The sequence below is a fragment of the Gimesia aquarii genome (assembly GCF_007748175.1).
GTDB lineage: Bacteria > Planctomycetota > Planctomycetia > Planctomycetales > Planctomycetaceae > Gimesia > Gimesia aquarii_A.
Map to the genome: position 1 here is coordinate 2,752,524 of NZ_CP037422.1, position 18,061 is coordinate 2,770,584.

Annotated in this window: 17 protein-coding genes; 13 read left to right on the forward strand and 4 right to left on the reverse strand. The window is 45.8% G+C overall.

Annotation, left to right across the window (positions count from 1 at the left end; translation table 11 throughout):
- The first annotated feature begins 238 nt into the window (after positions 1-238).
- A complete protein-coding gene (locus V202x_RS10810; protein WP_145174225.1) occupies positions 239-1,531 on the forward strand; it encodes a hypothetical protein in 1,293 nt (430 codons plus the stop codon).
- 110 nt (positions 1,532-1,641) lie between these two features.
- On the opposite strand, the gene V202x_RS10815 is transcribed toward V202x_RS10810, so the two are convergent.
- Both V202x_RS10815 and V202x_RS27450 read right to left on the reverse strand, forming a co-directional pair.
- Positions 1,642-1,893, reverse strand: coding sequence for a hypothetical protein (locus V202x_RS10815; protein WP_144988878.1), 252 nt, complete (start codon positions 1,891-1,893; stop codon positions 1,642-1,644).
- A 194-nt stretch (positions 1,894-2,087) separates the two neighbouring features.
- The gene (locus V202x_RS27450; RefSeq protein WP_197993333.1) at positions 2,088-2,246 is read right to left on the reverse strand and encodes a hypothetical protein; all 159 of its coding nucleotides are present in this window, start codon (positions 2,244-2,246) and stop codon (positions 2,088-2,090) included.
- 164 nt (positions 2,247-2,410) lie between these two features.
- Here V202x_RS27450 and V202x_RS10820 point away from each other — a divergent pair, with 164 nt between their 5' ends.
- Positions 2,411-2,749, forward strand: coding sequence for an antibiotic biosynthesis monooxygenase family protein (locus V202x_RS10820; RefSeq protein ID WP_145174228.1), 339 nt, complete (start codon positions 2,411-2,413; stop codon positions 2,747-2,749).
- 30 nt (positions 2,750-2,779) lie between these two features.
- Here V202x_RS10820 and V202x_RS10825 read toward each other — a convergent pair whose 3' ends face one another.
- Positions 2,780-5,164, reverse strand: coding sequence for a M1 family metallopeptidase (locus tag V202x_RS10825; RefSeq protein ID WP_145174231.1), 2,385 nt, complete (start codon positions 5,162-5,164; stop codon positions 2,780-2,782).
- 165 nt (positions 5,165-5,329) lie between these two features.
- Positions 5,330-6,337 (reverse strand): glutamate cyclase domain-containing protein, encoded by a 1,008-nt coding sequence (locus V202x_RS10830; RefSeq protein WP_145174234.1) that lies wholly within the window; start codon positions 6,335-6,337, stop codon positions 5,330-5,332.
- 560 nt (positions 6,338-6,897) lie between these two features.
- Here V202x_RS10830 and V202x_RS10835 point away from each other — a divergent pair.
- From V202x_RS10835 to V202x_RS10885, 11 genes are all read left to right on the forward strand, one after another.
- A complete protein-coding gene (locus tag V202x_RS10835) occupies positions 6,898-8,253 on the forward strand; it encodes a c-type cytochrome (RefSeq protein ID WP_145174237.1) in 1,356 nt (451 codons plus the stop codon).
- Between the two features lie 68 nt (positions 8,254-8,321).
- Positions 8,322-9,155 carry a cytochrome c oxidase subunit II gene (gene coxB / locus V202x_RS10840; RefSeq protein WP_145174239.1) on the forward strand — a complete coding sequence of 278 codons (834 nt, stop codon included), beginning with the start codon at positions 8,322-8,324 and terminating at the stop codon, positions 9,153-9,155.
- Complete coding sequence (locus tag V202x_RS10845) at positions 9,155-10,975, forward strand: cbb3-type cytochrome c oxidase subunit I (protein WP_145174241.1); 1,821 nt, start codon at positions 9,155-9,157, stop codon at positions 10,973-10,975. Before coxB ends, V202x_RS10845 begins: the two co-directional genes overlap by 1 nt.
- A gap of 33 nt (positions 10,976-11,008) precedes the next feature.
- On the forward strand, positions 11,009-11,974 hold the full coding sequence (locus V202x_RS10850; protein WP_145174243.1) for a COX15/CtaA family protein: 966 nt from the start codon (positions 11,009-11,011) through the stop codon (positions 11,972-11,974).
- Position 11,975: 1 nt separating this feature from the next.
- On the forward strand, positions 11,976-12,908 hold the full coding sequence (cyoE, locus tag V202x_RS10855) for a heme o synthase (RefSeq protein WP_145174245.1): 933 nt from the start codon (positions 11,976-11,978) through the stop codon (positions 12,906-12,908).
- 72 nt (positions 12,909-12,980) lie between these two features.
- Positions 12,981-13,994, forward strand: coding sequence for a heme-copper oxidase subunit III (locus V202x_RS10860; protein ID WP_232098940.1), 1,014 nt, complete (start codon positions 12,981-12,983; stop codon positions 13,992-13,994).
- 31 nt (positions 13,995-14,025) lie between these two features.
- Entirely contained in the window at positions 14,026-14,436 is a 411-nt protein-coding gene (locus V202x_RS10865) for a cytochrome C oxidase subunit IV family protein (protein WP_144988900.1), read from the forward strand.
- Positions 14,411-15,394, forward strand: a complete 984-nt coding sequence (locus V202x_RS10870) for an ATP-binding cassette domain-containing protein (RefSeq protein WP_232098941.1) — start codon at positions 14,411-14,413, stop codon at positions 15,392-15,394. Before V202x_RS10865 ends, V202x_RS10870 begins: the two co-directional genes overlap by 26 nt.
- Positions 15,391-16,251 (forward strand): ABC transporter permease, encoded by an 861-nt coding sequence (locus tag V202x_RS10875; protein WP_145174247.1) that lies wholly within the window; start codon positions 15,391-15,393, stop codon positions 16,249-16,251. Before V202x_RS10870 ends, V202x_RS10875 begins: the two co-directional genes overlap by 4 nt.
- Before the next feature lie 40 nt (positions 16,252-16,291).
- A complete protein-coding gene (locus V202x_RS10880; protein ID WP_145174249.1) occupies positions 16,292-17,662 on the forward strand; it encodes a DUF420 domain-containing protein in 1,371 nt (456 codons plus the stop codon).
- 73 nt (positions 17,663-17,735) lie between these two features.
- The gene (locus V202x_RS10885; protein ID WP_145174251.1) at positions 17,736-18,047 is read left to right on the forward strand and encodes a hypothetical protein; all 312 of its coding nucleotides are present in this window, start codon (positions 17,736-17,738) and stop codon (positions 18,045-18,047) included.
- Positions 18,048-18,061: the final 14 nt, after the last annotated feature.

An 18,061-nucleotide genomic window follows, 5' to 3' on the forward strand; every position in this document is an offset into this window, starting at 1 on the left:
ATTGATGGAAAATGGGGTCTCCCGATGACTGACTTTCGCCCGATGTCTAGCCAGGAAAGCGAACATCAAGGTAACAGATTTACTGGGATTGGAATTTTTGAATACTAAAGCACAATCATGTCTGCAAACCTACTCAAGTCCCCCAATCAAAGATAAGATCAGCATTTCCTGCTGTAAGGGAATGCACTTAAGAATACACCCATCTTCACTTTATCTTTCAATCTGAAAAGGAACTCTGATGAAGAAATTAAGCACTTTTTTGACTCTACTTTTCTTAGTCGGAACGCTTCCCCTTCTCTCCGGCTGTGGAAAATCAAAAGAACAATCAGGTCAATCGTCAGCGAAGCCATTAGGACCTGCCGAGTCGATGACGGTTATGATAGATGGTGTCAGTAACCAAAAAATGGAAGCCGTCTGGGAGTTCCTTCCCGCCAGTTATCAGACAGACGTCAATGGCCTGGTAAAAGAGTTTGCCACCAAGATGGATCCGGAAATGTATAATGGCACGTTCCAGACAGCCCAACGCCTGACTAAGCTGCTCAAGGACAAAAAAGCATATATCCTCGAAAATCAGACCATTAAGGGACTGCCTGTACCACCAGATAAAGTCGATCAATTCTGGGATCCAACGATTAACTTGTTGAATACCATTGTTCAAAGTGACATTTCCAATCTGGATAAACTGAAAGACTTCGACGGTGGAAAATTCTTATCCACGACCGGCAATCAATTGGCGAAGTCTGTCATTTCGATTTCTGATCTAATCCCTACCAAAGAAAATGAGCCCAGCTTTTCTGAGAAAATGAAGCAGACCAAAGTCACTGTTGTCTCCACCGAGGGTGATACGGCCACAATTAAAATTGAAGCCCCGGGTGAAGAGCCAAAAGAAGAAACAATGGTCAAAGTCGAAGGCAAGTGGATTCCCAAAAATTTGGCAGACAATTGGAAATCCAAAATGGAAGAAGCGCATCAGAAACTGGCCGAACTCACACCAGAAAAAGTGACCGCTCAGAAGGAACAAACGCTGGCTGGACTCAAAAAAATGAACGAGGTTTTGGCTCAGTTGGAAAACGCGAAAACAGAGGAAGAATTCAACCAAACTCTGACTCCGATTGTTGCTCCCGTGGCCATGTTTGCACCGATGCTCATGATGCAAATGGGACAATCCATGATGGGAACTCCCCAGGGAGGACCAATGACCCTGGGAGGACCTCAAGGTCTTGGGAAAACCACCCCTGCTCCTAAAACAACTGCCTCTCCATCCAAGATTAATATGGCAACTATCGTTTTTTCCAGGAAATTAACATTTGAAGAACAAGACCCAATTATTGAAGAAATAGGTCCCATTGCCAAAAATGCTGGAGGGAAAAGAGTCCTTCCCAGTAGTCAAAATAATATCACGATTATACGAATTTCACCAATGGAGGACATAGAAAAGTTCGTGAAAGAGTTAAAGCAAAAAATCAAATTTGGCAAGGTTACCAAGGTTGATCTAGAAACAAATACCATTGACGTACAGGTCAACGAATAAATTACGAATTTAATTCAATAAATTCAAAAAGGCCACTTCCCTAGTTCACGGGAAGTGGCCTTACATTTTTGCTGGTTTGCGCAGCAAGCATTCAAACTTTTCTGGGAAAATTAAGCAGCTTCTGAGACGTCTTCGTCATCTTCAGCACAAGCTTCAATTTCTGTATCCCATTCTTCTTCACCCATCGCTTCTTCAGCCTCTTCTTCATAAACGAGATAATAAATCTCATTCATCGCTTCTTCGAGGTAAGAGCGAATATTTTCACTATTGGTAGTCTCAATCAAATTTTCCAGTTGTGCGACCACACGGTCCACTTCTTCACTGGTGATTTCTTCGAACTGTTCTTCGTTTTGTTCTGACATTGTTACCTCCCTGTCCTGTGTTTGATAACCATAAGCACGAAAAGCACGAATTTTATTATCGGTTTTCCAAGCTTAAAGCATTAGCACTGCCCTGTGCAAAAATTACCAGACGAATCAACAAATTATAATTATCCGCAGTTCGCCTACCAGATCAAATTTTCAACTCACTCTAATCAGAAAAGAAGTAAAAGCACTCACGACTTCTTTTTCTTTTTCGAATCTTTTTTTGCAGTTGTTTTTTTCTTGGATTTCTTCTTTTTTTTCTCTTTATTGACGGACTTATCACTAAAAATTCGGTCCCAGCCATTTGAGAAATCTTCGGTCGAACCTGTGTGGACCGTATACCCCGTCACTTGAATCTCCTCCCTTATCAAAAATACAATCAAAATCAGATGAGCGACTTAGGTAAATTATTTATGAAACCAGAAATTGTGGCAAGCCTAAAAAACGGGTCTTAAACAGCAGATGTCCCGATTTTGGTACACTGAATCCAGGTTTTAAAAAAGTGAGCTTTCAAATGGCCCCGAAACGACGACCTCCGTATTACGCTGTCATATTCACATCCACCCAAACTGATGATTTGGATGGATATGCGGAAATGTCTGCCCATATGGAAAAACTTGCCAGCAATCAAACCGGATTTCTTGGCATAGAGTCTTTTCGTTCACTAGATAAAAAGGGCGTCACGATTTCGTACTGGAAAGATTTGAACGCCATTCGTGCCTGGAAAGAAAATCCAGAACATCTGACTGCACAACAACTTGGAAAACAGCAATGGTATCAGGACTATACTATCGAGATTGCTAAAATCGAAACCGCTTACGACCTTCAGACCGATTGCCCTCCTTCGGAATAGAGAGGGACGACGTTCTGCCACTCAAACCGATTACTTTTTCTTCGTCGGTTTTTCCTTGGTTTGTTTCGTCTGCTGCTTTTGTTTCTGCATTTGGTTTTTTGATTTTTTCGATTTTTGTAGTTGGAAATAGGATTTTCCAATTGTTCTGGGAAATTCGTTGTTCGAAAGCTGAGTATCGGCAGTCTCCCGATGTGGGTCCAAAGTCAGACTTTTCAGAGGTTTGTCAGTCAAAATCAATTTGGACACACTTTCATTATTCAAACGCCAGATTTCTGCGGGAATCCGGATCATCTGAGCCGAATCATCTTCTAACGTCAGTTTTAAAATCACCGGCATCACAAGACCACCGTTGTTTTTGAGGTCGATCAGATAAAAGTATTTCTCTGTTTCCAGGAGCTTCTTTTCTTCCGCATTCAATTGCTTTATAAGAGCTTCAAACTTTTTCCGATCGGCGTCAGTCACATCTAAATCATCAAATTCGTTATAAAAATCCTTCAATTCCGGATATTGATCGGTTCGCTTGGGAAGTTTTTTATTACGTATCTTGGAGAGTGATTCGGGTTCTGCATCTCTTTCTTTTTTGCGTCGGACTTTGTCTACATAAGGGTCGCCTGTTTCCAGCGAATACTGCTTAACATTTTCAATAGCAATATCAGTATGATCGGTGGTGTAAAACCAACCCCGCCAGAACCAGTCTAAATCAACTCCGGATGCATCTTCCATCGTGCGGAAAAAGTCTGCTGGTGTCGGTCGCTTGAACATCCATCGCCGGGAATATTCTTTGAATGCATAATCGAACAATTCCCTCCCCAATACGGTTTCACGCAAAACATTCAGGGCCGTTGCAGGTTTACCATAGGCATTATTCCCAAACTGTAAAATCGATTCCGAATTGGTCATGATGGGAACCTGATAATTACTTTTCATATAGCCCACAATCGCACGCGGCTCTCCACGTCGCGAGGGATAATCGGGTTCCCACTCCTGTTCTGTCAAAAATTGCAAAAACGTCGTAATACCTTCATCCATCCAGGTCCATTGCCGCTCGTCACTATTCACGATCATGGGAAAATAGTTGTGACCCACTTCGTGAATGATCACGGAAATTAAACCGTATTTGGTTCGCTTCGAATACGTCCCATCTTTTTCCGGTCTTGGCCCGTTGAAACAAATCATAGGATATTCCATACCATACACAGGACCGTTTACAGAAATTGCAACGGGATAGGGATAAGGAAACGTATACTTTGAAAACACATTCAGCGTATGAATGATGGCGTGGGTTGAATATTTACTCCATAATGGTTCCCCTTCGTTCGGATAAAAGGACATAGCCATGACCGGCTGGTCCGGTTTGCCTTCCACCTGATGCCCTTGAGCATCCCAAATGAATTTTCGGGAACTGGCGAACGCAAAATCACGAACGTTATCAGCCTTAAAAATCCAGGTCTTCTTACCTTTCGGCTTTGAAGATTCGTTCTGTTTGGCTTCTTCGGGCGTCACCACAAACATCGGCTTTTTCGCCGTTTCCGCCTGCTTGAGACGTTTCTGCTGTTCGGCAGTGAGCACCTCTTTAGGGTTTTGTAAAAGTCCCGAAGCCGCAACGATGTGATCATCGGGTACAGTAATCCGTGTTAAAAAATTACCAAACTCAAGCGTGAACTCGCCACGTCCTAAAAATTGCTTGTGCTGCCAGCCGGTATTGTCTGTGTAAGCTGCCATGCGAGGATACCAGTGTGCAATTTCGTAGAGAAAATTCTTGTCGTCTTCGAAATATTCAAAACCGGTTCGCGCAGGCCTGCTTTTGGAATCGTTGATCAAATAGCTCCAGTCCACTGAAAACTGTGTACTTTCATCTGTCTTCAGCGGTTGAGGTAAATCAATGCGCAACATCGTCTTGATGACTGTGTAGGGAAGTGGCTCTCCTTTCGCATCGCGAACCGCTTGAATTTTCATACTGCCATCGAACGTCTCTTTTGCCAGTAATTGCTTCATCGATTTAAAGCCTACTTTACCCAAAGGAGAACTTGTCCCCGAACGATGCGCGTCTGAATCAAAAGAAAGAATATTGGTATCAAGCTGTAACCAGAGATAACTCAACGAATCAGGAGAGCGATTCGTATACGTGATCTTTTCCGAGCCGATAATTTTTTGCAGTTCATCATCAAGTTCTACGTCGATTTCATAATCGGCTTGCTGCTGCCAGTATTCTTTGCCGGGCGCTCCCGAAGCGGTTCGGTATTCGTTGGGAGTCGGCAAGACTTCTTCTAACTGCCGGAATTTATCCTGCTGTTTGAACTTGTTGTTATTGACAACCTGACCAAAAACAACAGAGCCGGTGAAGGAGAACAACGCAATAGAAACAGATGCGACAATGGACAAGAATCGATCACGTTGAATAGGTTTTTTTTTCATGAAGTTCGTCACTGTTTGCTCGTTTGCGGTATACGTTTGAAAAATGATTTCAGAAATAAAAAGGAACTAAAGGCCTATTCTAACCAGATTTACACGGGAAATTGCAAGTGATTTCTATTAACAGTCAGACTTTCCCCTTTGATGTCTTACGTAGAAAGGCCTGTTTTAGCGGGCAAGAAATTTCAGGATTCCTTCCCAGGGCTGCATATATGTCAAGAATGGAAGTCCATCAACGGTGGGTTCACGTTGTTTTGTCACACCATCGACGGCGTTTGCCTCATGAACGATTGATTCCAGAACCTGTTGTTGTTCGGCTCGTTGCCACTGAAAAAGAACGTCAGATTGTCCCTTAAATAATGCCACAGCAGCAGCCAGAGCAGAGGCTCCCCAATTACTGGTTCCCGCTACAATATTCCAATCGGTGGCAATGCGGCAGGGAATCAAACCGGAACAATCTGAAGCAATTCTGCGATCCAACTCTTCCCAGAGGATGATCCCCATTCCAATTTCATTTCCACCATCACCAATGCCAATCGTTTTCGCTTCCGGGAAAAATTCAGAAAGTCGTTCAAACAAGAGATGTAGCGGAGCGGTATACTGATCGATTATTTCGCCCCGCATATTGTGACAGCGATCGAAATGAGCTGGAGTCACCTTACTTTGAAAATCAGCATATGCGGTCTCTGCTTGACCCGATTGTTGTGTGAAAGAGTCTATTGTATGGCTGGGTCCCACACGCTCGACGGAGATTAAATGGCTGATAGTCTGTTGATGGAAAAATGATTCTATCCATTCTTCGTTCTCAGTTGACAAAACGTTCATTTTCGAAGCGGGGTACGAAAAAGCCTCCATGGTTGCTGCAACCACGGGAGCACACAACTCATCAGTCACGACTGATGTATTGATTCCACATTCTTCCAACAGCGAAGCCAGCAAAATGGCGCCTGGCGGACCATCAGTTTCTGCTGAGGGAATCACTGCAGAGGGAACATAAAAACCTGTAGTAATGACGACTTGTGAAGCGTTCTGAAACAGGTGATTCGCAGAATTGAGTAAATGGTCGCGACAGAGAGGTCCAAACTCAGATTCCGAGCTAATTAGTCCTCGCTTTCCCGGATCTCTGCGAATGAGACGGTCAAACTCTCGGATTGTGTCTATTTGTGTGCTGTCCATTCAGGACCATTCACTTCGACGAACATGTGAATTATCAGGATATAGTGAGAACCTTGCACCTCCGATTTGTCAAAGCCAAACAAGAATGGAATCTGAAAATGCAAAAAGAACTCTATTTTTGATCAGTTTAGTCAGGTTCTGAGCGAAACAACAGGCTATGCCGATTGAAAAAGCATGACAAAGAAAATACGATATTATTATGTTTGATTCCCGCTATTGGGACCAATCAACATTTGAACCTTCCTGCTTGTGAGAAAAGGTACTCTTAAGGGAAACGCTGGTTGTCATAACGCCTGAGCATTGCCAAAATTACCTGGGTATTTTAGGCTGGAGAGCCTCCCGCCCCGCACAGCAAACCTTTCAGAAAACTATTGCGGATTTGAGCAGATCAGCCACGGTATTTTTCTTTTAGTAATGAAATAGTTGGCGTTGCCGTAGCGCATGTGGGTAGACGGGATTAGAATTAAGCCCGTGGTGACCCAGGATCCCCAGATGGAGCCGTTTCCATCTCATTCAGATTTGTTCATCTACCGTATTTATAAAATTGAGGATTCACTTCTGTGAGATTTGGGTTTCGTCGTCTTATTTTGTTGTCGCTCATCCCGCTGATCAGTTTCACGGGTTGCGAACAGCCGCAAGTCAAGTTTGTGTTCTCACAAAAGACCAATGAACTCATCCCTGAAGCTGCCAAGCCCGTCAAAGAGGCACTGGTCAGACAGTTTGGCAACCCTTTTGAACTCACCCAATTTGAGGGTCTTCCTACTGACTTTGGCGATGTCCAGGGAACGGTAAAATCGGTCGAGTCTTCCGGAAAAGACCAGCCCTTGATCCGATTTCAGGCAACAGGGCTCGAAAATGCTTACGATAAATTATTAGGTCTCCCTCTGGAATGGACGTCCGGCAAAGGACAAGGACACATTTCACGGATCAAAGAATATGATTTTGAGACAGGTACCATCGCCGTTGAAAAATCTCCAGAAATAGATCCTCAGTCGGGTGATACATTTCTGGTAGAATGTGTTCGCCTGCAGTTTGGTCGCGATCTTTACAATCGTCACTGCATGCACTGCCACGGCATGAGTGGGGAAGGAACCGGCCCGACTTCACGCTATCTGAATCCGCCTCCCCGCGACTTCCGCCTGGGAATTTATAAATACACGTCGACCAAGCCAACCAGTAAAGCACAAGAGGCTGACCTCGCACGTACTGTCAAAGAGGGTATTGCAGGTACCTACATGCCGTCCTTCAAGTTGCTGACAGATGACGAAGTCTCCGCCATCGTGAACTATGTGATCTGGCTTTCAATTCGCGGAGAAACGGAAAAGAAACTGGTTGACGAACTTTTCCTCGATTATTCCGAGACTGCGTTGGCGGAAAGAACGAGTGAAGATGGCGGCGAAACACGTGAAGAGGTGCTTGAAGAATTAAAAGAGTATATGGAACTGGACTTTCCCGATACACTCGAATTTGCCACATCGAGTGTGGCAGAAGCTTGGGAAGAAGCCAATCTGGAAGACGCAATAGTCACACCACAAACCCCACGTGTCGCCGATACCCCTGAATCGCGCGAGCGAGGACGCAAACTCTATTTGAGTCAAAAAACCAAATGTGCTTCCTGCCATGGTCCGCAAGGCCGCGGCAATGGAACAGCAACTCAGGATTTCTGGACGAATCCTGCAACGAATGAAAAATACTCGGAGCGGGGCTTACACGATATCTGGGGAAATCTACTCCCACCAAGAAATTTACACCGTGGAATTTATCGAGGTGGTCGCAGACCCATCGATACCTACCGGCGTCTCTACTCTGGAATTAAAGGGACCCCGATGCCTGCGTTTGGCGGTTCTCTGACGGATGAAGAATTATGGGACATGGTCAATTATGTCATGAGCTTGCCTTATGATGGGAATCGCTGATTTTAAGACGATTAAATCAATGAAAACGAATTGCATCCTCAACATGAAAAGCAAACAGGAGACCTGTAGTGGGTAAAGGGTGGTGTTTATTTTTTCTGTTCTGGCCTGTAGCTGCAGTCGTATCCTGCGCGATGGCTCCCTTCGTGGGTTGGTCATTTCCCTACGACAATGCGCAAGCTGCCAGTAACCTTGGCATTCGCATTGATGACTTGTTCTATATCATCCTGATCGTCACCGCCATCGTATTTGTCGGCACACAGGCTGTCCTGGTTTACGCTCTATGGCGAGGTGCCAATAATCGTGAAGAACGCGCTACCAATGTCCATGGAAACCACAAACTGGAATTGATCTGGTCAATCATCCCTGGTGCCATTTTGCTCTTTCTGGCAATCTACCAAATGAATATCTGGGCCGATTTCAGAATCAAGAAATACTATCCCGAAGCGGCAGTCAAAGACCCGCTCGCTGAAGTGACGGCCCGCCAGTTTGAATGGCGTTTTCGCTATCCTGCCATTGGTAAAAAACTGCAACAAAAACCACAGCCAGATGATCTTTATTCTGTGAATGAGCTGCATGTCCCGTTCGGAAAACCGGTCATGATTCAGTTGCGTAGCGACGATGTACAACATTCATTCTTTCTACCGGCTTTAAGAATTAAACAGGATGCCCTGCCCGGCCTACAGATTCCGGTCTGGTTTGAAGCAAATAAACCGGGAACTTATGATCTGGTCTGTGCCGAACTTTGTGGCTGGGGTCACTATAAAATGAAAGCCCATGTGATTGTGCAATCGGAAGACGAATATCAGGCCTATCTGAAAAACCTGACTCAAAAACAGTTTTATGATGGCTTAGGAAAAATCGCCGCCAAGGAGACCGGCACAGAGAGTGAGGCCGTAGAGTAATGACCACATTGAATCCCTCACCAACCGGGCTGCAACCGATTCTGAATCCACAGGCGCACCACGCCCCTGGAAACTTTATTACAAAATACATCTTCTCCACCGATCATAAAATCATCGCGATCCAGTTTATGTTCACAACGTTACTGATGATGATTGTCGGTGGTGTGCTCGCACTCGCGGTACGCTGGCAGTTGGCGTTCCCCTGGGAATCGATGCCCATTGTCGGACCCTGGTTATTCGCAGCTGAGGGGGGGCAGATTTCTCCCGAATTCTATACGATGCTGTTTACAATGCACGCCACGGTGATGATCTTCCTTGTCATCATCCCCATTTTGGCAGGAACATTCGGCAACTTACTGATTCCACTAATGATCGGTGCGGATGATATGGCATTTCCCAGGCTCAATATGTTGAGCTACTGGTTTATGTGGCCCGCTATTGCCTGCTTTGGAATGAGCTTCGCATACGCTGGCGGCCCTGCTGCAGGCTGGACTTCCTATCCGATACTGGCAGACCTGGCGCAAGCGGCTCCCGGTTCTGGAACCGCTCAAACTCTCTGGCTTCTGGGCGTAACTTTCATTGGTTTCTCATCAATGATGGGTTCGATCAATTACATGACAACCATCATCAATATGCGTGCGCCAGGCATGACATTTTTTCGCCTCCCCATGACCATTTGGGGACTGTTCATCACCGCAATCCTACAGGCATTTGCGCTACCCGTGCTGACCGCCGGAGGCTTCATGCAAGTTACCGATCGTTTGCTGGGAACCTGCTTTTTTTATCCATCCGGCCTCGTGATCAATAACGCGGCTCCCACAGTTGGCGGTGGTCAGGCACTGTTGTGGCAACACTTATTCTGGTTCTATTCCCATCCCGCCGTATATATCATGCTGCTGCCTGTGATGGGCATGGTCTCTGACATGTTGAGCTGCATGTGCCGCAAACCGTTGTTTGGTTATAAACCGATGGTCATCTCCATGTCGGCAATTGCCAGTCTGGGATTCATCGTCTGGGGCCACCACATGTATACAAGTGGAATGAATCCCGCTGTCGGTATGGCATTCATGGTGGCCACCATGATGATCGCGCTCCCTTCCGCGGTGAAAACGTTCAACTGGACCGCCACGATCTGGGGTGGAAAAGTAGAATTTAATACCGTTACTTTAAATTGTATCGCCTTTTTATCGATGTTCATCGTGGGGGGACTCAGTGGGATTTTCATGGCCGCTGTTCCTGTCGACGTTTATTTTCACGATACTTATTTCATTGTTGCCCACTTCCATTACGTGTTGTTTGGTGCAACTCTGTTTGGTGTTTTTGCCGCCATTCATTTCTGGTTTCCCAAAATGTTTGGTCGCATGATGAATGAAAAGCTGGGCAAAACACACTTCGTGCTGACCTTTATCGGTGCCAATGGGACCTTCTTCCCGATGCACTTTCTGGGGATGCAGGGCATGCCCCGACGTTATGCAGACCCCTACCTGCATGGATATCTGGAGCACCTGCTGCCCATGAACCAGTTTATGACAATCTCTGCGATTGTAATGGGATTTGCACAAATTCTGTTATTCATCAATATTTTCTACAGTATGTTTTTCGGTCCCAAAGCGGGACGGAACCCCTGGAATGCCACCACTCTGGAGTGGACAACACCTTCCCCCCCTGGACATGGAAACTTCGATTTTATCCCCATGGTCTACCATGGACCTAATGAATATGCCGTCGTGAATGGAGACAAAGATTTTCTGATGCAAACAGAAAAAGAATGTCTTCCCTCCAACGAAACTGTCGCTACAAATACTTTAGACGAAACCTAAGCAACTGTTCGAGGCATATTGAAAGCAATCGTTATGAACAAGCAACAATATCATCCCTGGCTTTTCAAGATCGCACTGGCAACCACCATCGCCACGCTGCCACTGATGATTGTTGGTGGTCATGTTACCACAGAAGGCTACGGCATGGCATTTCCCGATTGGCCAACATCCGATGGGGAAAACATGCTGACCTACTCCTGGTTGCACGAAGCCTCAGACAAGTTTTATGAACACGGACACCGTTTACTGGGGATGCTCGTCGGATTCTTATCAATTGCCCTGGTCATCATCGCCTTCAAAGTCGAAGAGAAAAAATGGATCCGAAATACCTGCCTCCTGGTCCTGGCATGTGTTATCGTCCAGGGTGTTCTGGGAGGTACGCGGGTCACTGAAAACAGCAAAGCATTAGCTATGGCGCATGGGATCTTTGGTGCCTGTGTGTTTACTCTGATGGCATTTCTAACAATGGTCACCGGAAAACGCTGGATCGAAATCAGTAACGATCCCCCCCAATTGACACCCGGCTATGGACGTCGTTTGGCGATTACCGTTCCCTTAGTGGTCCTCTTCCAATACTTCCTGGGGGGCTGTCTCAGACACTTTAACGTCGGACTACATCCTCACATGAGCTTTGCTTTTGTGGCGTTAATTTTTGTGATTATCGAATTTCGCAGCGCACGTAAATCTGGGATTAAATGGCTGAAGCGTCCCGCGATGGGCATGCTGCATATTGGCATCTTCCAGATTCTCCTGGGTTTCGCAGCCTGGATTACCAAATTTGGTCTTCCCGCAGCAGGATTTGTCGCGACTGCCGGTTCATGGGAACAATCTCTTTCGCGCACCGCGCATCTGATTACCGGAATCCTGTTCCTGATGACGACTATTTTATACTCCGCCAGGGTGTTTCGACTTCACCAATTGAATAAAAACAATGTCATAGACGCGGGGCAAAATCTGTCACCGACTGATACTTTACCGAATGCTGAAGGTAACGCTTGAAATGTCTACAACACAACAATCTTATATCGCTGTCGAAGAATCAAAACCTGCTGCCAAACCGGTCAGTTTGGCACGATTCGGTGATTATCTCGAATTAATCAAACCCCGTATTTCGACGATGGCTTTGATTTCCGTTGCGTTAGGCTACACACTGGCTAGCGCACATTCCTGGTCGGTGATCCCTCTGATCCATGCCTTGTTAGGAATTGGTTTTGTTGCCGTTGGGTGTAACTCTCTGAACCAACTGCTGGAAGTCAAGAGCGATGCTCTCATGTCTCGCACAGCCAGTCGACCACTGCCTTCCGGGAGAATTTCGGTTTCGGAAGTCTTAATTTTTGGTGTCGTGGCTGCACTGTCGGGCATCTTCTATCTAGCGATCATGGTGAATTTATTGACCGCCTTTTTATCAATGCTGACTCTGGTTTTATATGTGGTCGTTTACACACCTCTGAAACGCTACACCTCATTTTGTACAACAATCGGTGCAATTCCCGGTGCCATGCCTCCCATCCTGGGCTGGACGGCTGCAGGAGGAAATTTAAATACGTCATCCTTTACAATCTTTGCCATCATGTTCCTCTGGCAATTTCCTCACTTTCTGGCCATCGCCTGGTTATACCGACATCAATACTATCAGGCCGGACTGAAGATGCTTCCAACGGCAGATCCTGCTCGCGGAATTGTAGGCTGGATGTGTGTCATTTATGCAATTCTTTTGATTCCAGTGAGCTTACTACCCCAATTTGTTTCGCTCGCAGGAACCTTTTATTCAGTGGTCGCTTTCATAATCGGTATTGGCTACTTACTGTTTTCGATTCGATTTTTACGCAATGAGACCCCCAAAACAGCCCGTGAATTAATTTGGTTTTCATTAATTTATCTTCCCGTACTGTTATTAACCCTCACCTGGGATCGCCTGCAACTATTCAATTGATGATTCAACAAGAGATCGGAATCAGGAATCAATGGTTCGTTGTTTGCTTGTGATGTGAAGTGAAAGAGTACAATGAGTCACGAGAGTCATTCGCCACAATATCGAATGGGACTTCCCATACCACACTCCAAGTTAGGGATGTGGCTGTTCCTGGCGACAGAAATTATGTTTTTTTCTGCCTTTATTGGAGCCTACATCGTCCTGCGTGCTGGCTCTCCCGGTTGGCCTACCGATGCCGAGGTCACACATATTCGCGTTTGGGCAGGCGGACTAAATACATTTGTTTTGATTTTATCCAGTTATTTTGTGGTACTTGCACTGGAAGGCATGAAAGCGGAAAACTTCGCCAAAGCGCGTCGCTACCTCGGACTGACGTTACTGCTGGCCTGCGTGTTTCTCGGAATCAAAGCTTACGAGTATTCCGGTAAATTCTCTCATGATATTTTGCCGGGACACATTCCCGAAACACCGCGCATGGCAATCACAAAAGCCATGACAGAAATGAAGCAAGTTGTTGATGGTCGCGTAATCGCTTTATCTGACGTAAAACCTCCTGAAAAGCTGGATCTTGCCAAGCCGGAAGAAACTGTTGTCTTACCAGAGACTGGAGGAGCAGAGACCAAAGAACTCGAGACTCCCATTGAGGAATTGCGACAACTGCTACAAACAGAATTAGACTCACCTGATACTTCTGAAAAACGAAAAAAAGAACTGACCGCTTTATTCGCCCTCGATTCCAAGTACCGGGAATTAAATCAAAGAGCACTCGATGAATCGATCACATTACCAGAAATGAATGAGGAGCTGGCGACCCTCAAGAAAGACCCACAATACGGGGCGTTCCTCGCACCAGTCCACCACCTGCAGCCCATTATTTACGGAAACTTGTTTGCCTCAGTTTATTTTCTGCTCACAGGCTTTCATGCCCTGCATGTTGTCATCGGTATGCTGCTATTTATTATTGTTTTGATCCAGGGCAAACGTCTCTGTGAGAAGTGGAGTGACTATGTCGAAAACATTGGCCTGTATTGGCATTTTGTTGATCTGGTTTGGATCTTCCTGTTTCCTTTGATCTATATTATTTAGCCAAGCGTACCGCCTGAGAGTAATTCATATCATGTCCGATCAACAATCTCACTCTTATGTCAAATATTCCTCAATCTTCATCGCACTTTGTATTTGCACCGTGCTGTCAATCATATTTGATATCATCGATTTGCGGGAAAAAAATCTGCTGGGCTTGAATGGGGTAATCTTACTGACGCTCATCGTGCTGGCAATTGCCTGTGCCAAGGCGCTGTTTGTCATGATTTATTTCATGCACTTAAAATTTGAAGGAAAATGGAAGTATGTTCTGCTAAGCCCCACAATCATATTGGCGATGGGCCTTACCATTGCAATGACTCCCGACATTGGCATTCATTATTACACAAATGAATCTCCTCAAGTAGACTATCTCAAACAGGCAGAGCGGGCCGCTTTGGAAAGTGGATCTGCCGATCATGCCGAAAACAGTCATGTTGAGTAATACACTAATTCAGGAAACAACATCCGCATCAAGTATCGGTGTTTTTGAAATATCACACCGCTACGGTGATCGGCTTGCCCTCAATCAGCTCAGCTTTGAAGTGCATCCTTCTGAAATCTTTGGATTGCTGGGGCCAAACGGTGGTGGCAAGACAACACTCTTTCGCTTGCTCTCCACTTTACTGCCGCTCCAATCTGGTACAGCAAACATCGCCGGTCTCGACCTGGCAACAGAGTCACAACGAATCCGCAATCTCATAGGCGTGACTTTTCAATCTCCCAGTCTGGATGGCAAATTGACTGTTCAGGAAAATCTGAAACACCAGGCGCACCTTTACGGCATTTCCGGTGCATTGATGCGCGAGCGTATTGAAAATGCACTTAAACATTTAGGGCTCACCGATCGCAAGCACGGCCTTGCCGACTCGTTATCTGGTGGATTGAAACGACGTGTTGAAATCGCCAAAGGCTTATTACACGCACCACAAGTCTTACTACTCGATGAACCAAGCACAGGTCTCGACCCGGGTGCGCGGCACGATCTTTGGAAATATCTGAAACAGTTACAGCGCGAGGATGGCGTGACCATACTCATTACCACGCATTTAATGGAAGAAGCAGAACAATGTGACCGACTGGGAATCCTCCATCAGGGAGAATTAGTCGCATTGGGAACTCCTGATAAATTACGTGCCTCGGTCGGCGGCGACTGCTTGACCATCCATTCAGAATATCTCGACGAACTGCAAACAAAAATCACTGAAAAATTCAGTGTTGTCCCGCAAATCGTGAACCACAGTTTGAGATTAGAACACCCAAGAGGACACGAATTCCTCAAAGAACTGATTGATGCCTTCCCGCAACTCGTGACGTCCGTATCACTCGGAAAGCCGACACTGGAAGACGTCTTCATCCACGAGACCGGACATCAATTCTGGCAGGCGAAGGAGACTGTATGAACCAGATCTTCTATATACCGACGGCCGGACCTGCAAAACAGTTTTTGTTACCAGTCCTGACACTTGCCCAACGAGAAGTTGTTCGATTCCTACGTCAACGAACTCGCGTGATCGGTGCATTGATCCAACCGATTTTGTTCTGGATTCTATTTGGTGCCGGCCTGCGAGGTTCATTCAAGCCTCCTGAGTGGGCGGCATCAGGCATGACCTACCAGGAATACTTCTTCCCAGGTGTGACCGTCATGATTTTGATGTTCACTGCCATTTTCTCTACAATCTCGATCATCGAGGATCGGAAAGAGGGATTCCTGCAAGGAGTATTAGTCTCTCCTGTACCTCGTACTTCCATTGTTCTGGGAAAGCTGCTCGGCGGCACAATCCTGGCGGTTTTACAAGCTGTCCTGTTTATTTTGCTAGGGCCGCTATTAAAAATTGTAGGACTCGCCCCTGATTTTCAAACGGGTGTTACGCTAGCCAGTTTCATACCACTGATCCTGTTTCTGTTTCTGCTTGGCTTCAGCCTGACAGCTCTCGGCTTTGTCATTGCCTGGCCCATGGAATCCACACAAGGCTTTCATGCGATCATGTCAGTCTTTCTGATGCCGATGTGGTTGCTGTCCGGCTCTTTTTTCCCGGCGGGAAATTCGGGATGGCTCTCGTGGATCATCCGAGCCAACCCGTTAACCTATGGAGTGACCGGATTGCGACGTATATTAACTCCCGAACCAGGTCTGTCCAGTACACCGGGAAATCCTTCGATGATAATCTGCCTGACCGTCACAAGCGTGGTGTGTATAATTTATATAGCTCTTGCCATCTGGATGACACAAAAACGATCAACCAGAAATGCCCGTTAACCTGGCAAAGTTACACTCTTAGAAATTAAAGATATTCAGTATGAATGAAAATCAATCAATTCGGCGCATACCTCGAATTTTAATTTTGATGCTATGGGTACTGGTCGCCATCAGTGCGATTGCTACCTGGAAGCTGAAATCCCAAAGTGATCTGGCATTGAAAAAAATCGAATCAGAAAAAGCGGCGGCTTCAAAGTCAGATCCAGACAAAGCCCCGAACGGTATAGATAATAATACGGAAAAAGTTTCGAAAGGTCACATCTGGCCTGAAGAGGGAATCGAAGATTTTTCACTGACGGAGCGAAGCGGCCGCAAGGTGACAAAGAAAGACCTTTTGGGAAAGCCATGGGTAGCCTGTTTTGTGTTTACGCGTTGTGCTGGCCCCTGCCCGCGTGTCTCCGGCCAGTTTTATCAGCTACAAAAGGACTTAAAAGATACAGACTTCAAACTGGTAACAATTACTGTTGATCCCAAAAACGATACACCTGAAGTATTATCCCGTTATGCGGAATCAGTGGGCGCTGATCCGGAAAAGTGGCTCTTTCTGACGGGAGATCAAAAAGACATTTTTCATCTGATCGAGAAAAGTTTTCTAATGCCCGTTCAGGAAAACACGGGGCCTGCCAGAAAACCCGGCTTTGAAGTGATCCACACCACAAACGTGATGCTGGTTGATAAAGACGGTCGCGTCTTAGGAAAATATAACGCAGTGAACGACGCCGAGATGGCTGCATTGAGAAAAGCCGTTCGTGAACAAGTTGATTCGGATGCTAAAAAAAAAGAAATGCAGGAAGCTAAGCCAAAACAAGCCACTCCTCCTAAAGCTGGTATGATTTCGCTCACTCCTTTGTTGACTCATCAGATCTCGGACCGATTGTCTGCGCTATTCCTGAGTCAAACAGAACCAGAGGCTGAAGAGTCAGCAGCAGCGGTGGAGGAAAATCAAGTCGAAGCAAAACAGGCCCCTGACTGGGTTCTGCAGCTCCCCACTGTGAATGCCGTACTCAACGGGTTGGCAACAATTTTGTTGATCGTCGGTTACACTTTCATTCGCAAAGGTGAAAAAGAAAAACACAAAAAAACGATGCTCACCGCGTTTGGAACTTCGATTTTGTTTCTGGTTTTCTATCTACTGTACCACTTTGCGTTACAAAGCTACACGGGAAATGCTTCACGCAAATTTGAAGGGGAAGGCCCGATCAGACCCGTTTATTACTTTATTTTGATTACGCATGTCATTCTGGCAGCATCTGTACCGCTACTGGCCTGGATCACCATTCGACGTGGACTAAAAAAACAGTGGGAAGCACATCGCCGTATTGCCAAAATCACATTTCCGATCTGGCTATATGTCTCAATTACGGGCGTTATTATCTATTTCATGCTTTACCATTTACCGGGAGCGGCCTGAGTCATCTTGAATTTTCTCTGAAATTTGATATCGTTTAGTTTAACTATCACAGTTCCTTACCAGAGTTTTAATCATGTTGAAACGTTTTTCCTCTATTCGAACCTGTTTACTTGTTGTCTTGATGCTGGGTTTGTTTTCTTTTCCCCCAGTCATCAATCAGGCATCTGCATGCCCCATGTGTAAACAGTTGAATGAAACGGACGACAACAAACCACAGGCCTACATGTACAGCATCACATTTATGCTGGCGATGCCTGCGATTCTCTTCTCCGGTTTCGGAATCGTATTCTATAAAATGAATCGACGTGAACAGGAAGCACTGCTTGAAAATGAAAACAGCCAGAACCCACACGTGCCCAATGTAGATCCTGGCTTGAATGACTGATCATTATGTAATGA

Bases quoted from the DNA above. Each gene is read 5' to 3' on its own strand.
- cyoE (WP_145174245.1), top strand. From the start codon at position 11,976: ATGTCTACAACACAACAATCTTATATCGCTGTCGAAGAATCAAAACCT.
- V202x_RS10875 (WP_145174247.1), top strand. From the start codon at position 15,391: ATGAACCAGATCTTCTATATACCGACGGCCGGACCTGCAAAACAGTTT.
- V202x_RS10810 (WP_145174225.1), top strand. From the start codon at position 239: ATGAAGAAATTAAGCACTTTTTTGACTCTACTTTTCTTAGTCGGAACG.
- V202x_RS10830 (WP_145174234.1), bottom strand. From the start codon at position 6,337: ATGGACAGCACACAAATAGACACAATCCGAGAGTTTGACCGTCTCATT.
- V202x_RS10825 (WP_145174231.1), bottom strand. From the start codon at position 5,164: ATGAAAAAAAAACCTATTCAACGTGATCGATTCTTGTCCATTGTCGCA.
- V202x_RS10885 (WP_145174251.1), top strand. From the start codon at position 17,736: ATGTTGAAACGTTTTTCCTCTATTCGAACCTGTTTACTTGTTGTCTTG.
- V202x_RS10865 (WP_144988900.1), top strand. From the start codon at position 14,026: ATGTCCGATCAACAATCTCACTCTTATGTCAAATATTCCTCAATCTTC.
- V202x_RS10880 (WP_145174249.1), top strand. From the start codon at position 16,292: ATGAATGAAAATCAATCAATTCGGCGCATACCTCGAATTTTAATTTTG.
- V202x_RS10845 (WP_145174241.1), top strand. From the start codon at position 9,155: ATGACCACATTGAATCCCTCACCAACCGGGCTGCAACCGATTCTGAAT.
- V202x_RS10820 (WP_145174228.1), top strand. From the start codon at position 2,411: ATGGCCCCGAAACGACGACCTCCGTATTACGCTGTCATATTCACATCC.
- V202x_RS10815 (WP_144988878.1), bottom strand. From the start codon at position 1,893: ATGTCAGAACAAAACGAAGAACAGTTCGAAGAAATCACCAGTGAAGAA.
- V202x_RS10860 (WP_232098940.1), top strand. From the start codon at position 12,981: ATGAGTCACGAGAGTCATTCGCCACAATATCGAATGGGACTTCCCATA.
- V202x_RS10850 (WP_145174243.1), top strand. From the start codon at position 11,009: ATGAACAAGCAACAATATCATCCCTGGCTTTTCAAGATCGCACTGGCA.
- V202x_RS10870 (WP_232098941.1), top strand. From the start codon at position 14,411: ATGCCGAAAACAGTCATGTTGAGTAATACACTAATTCAGGAAACAACA.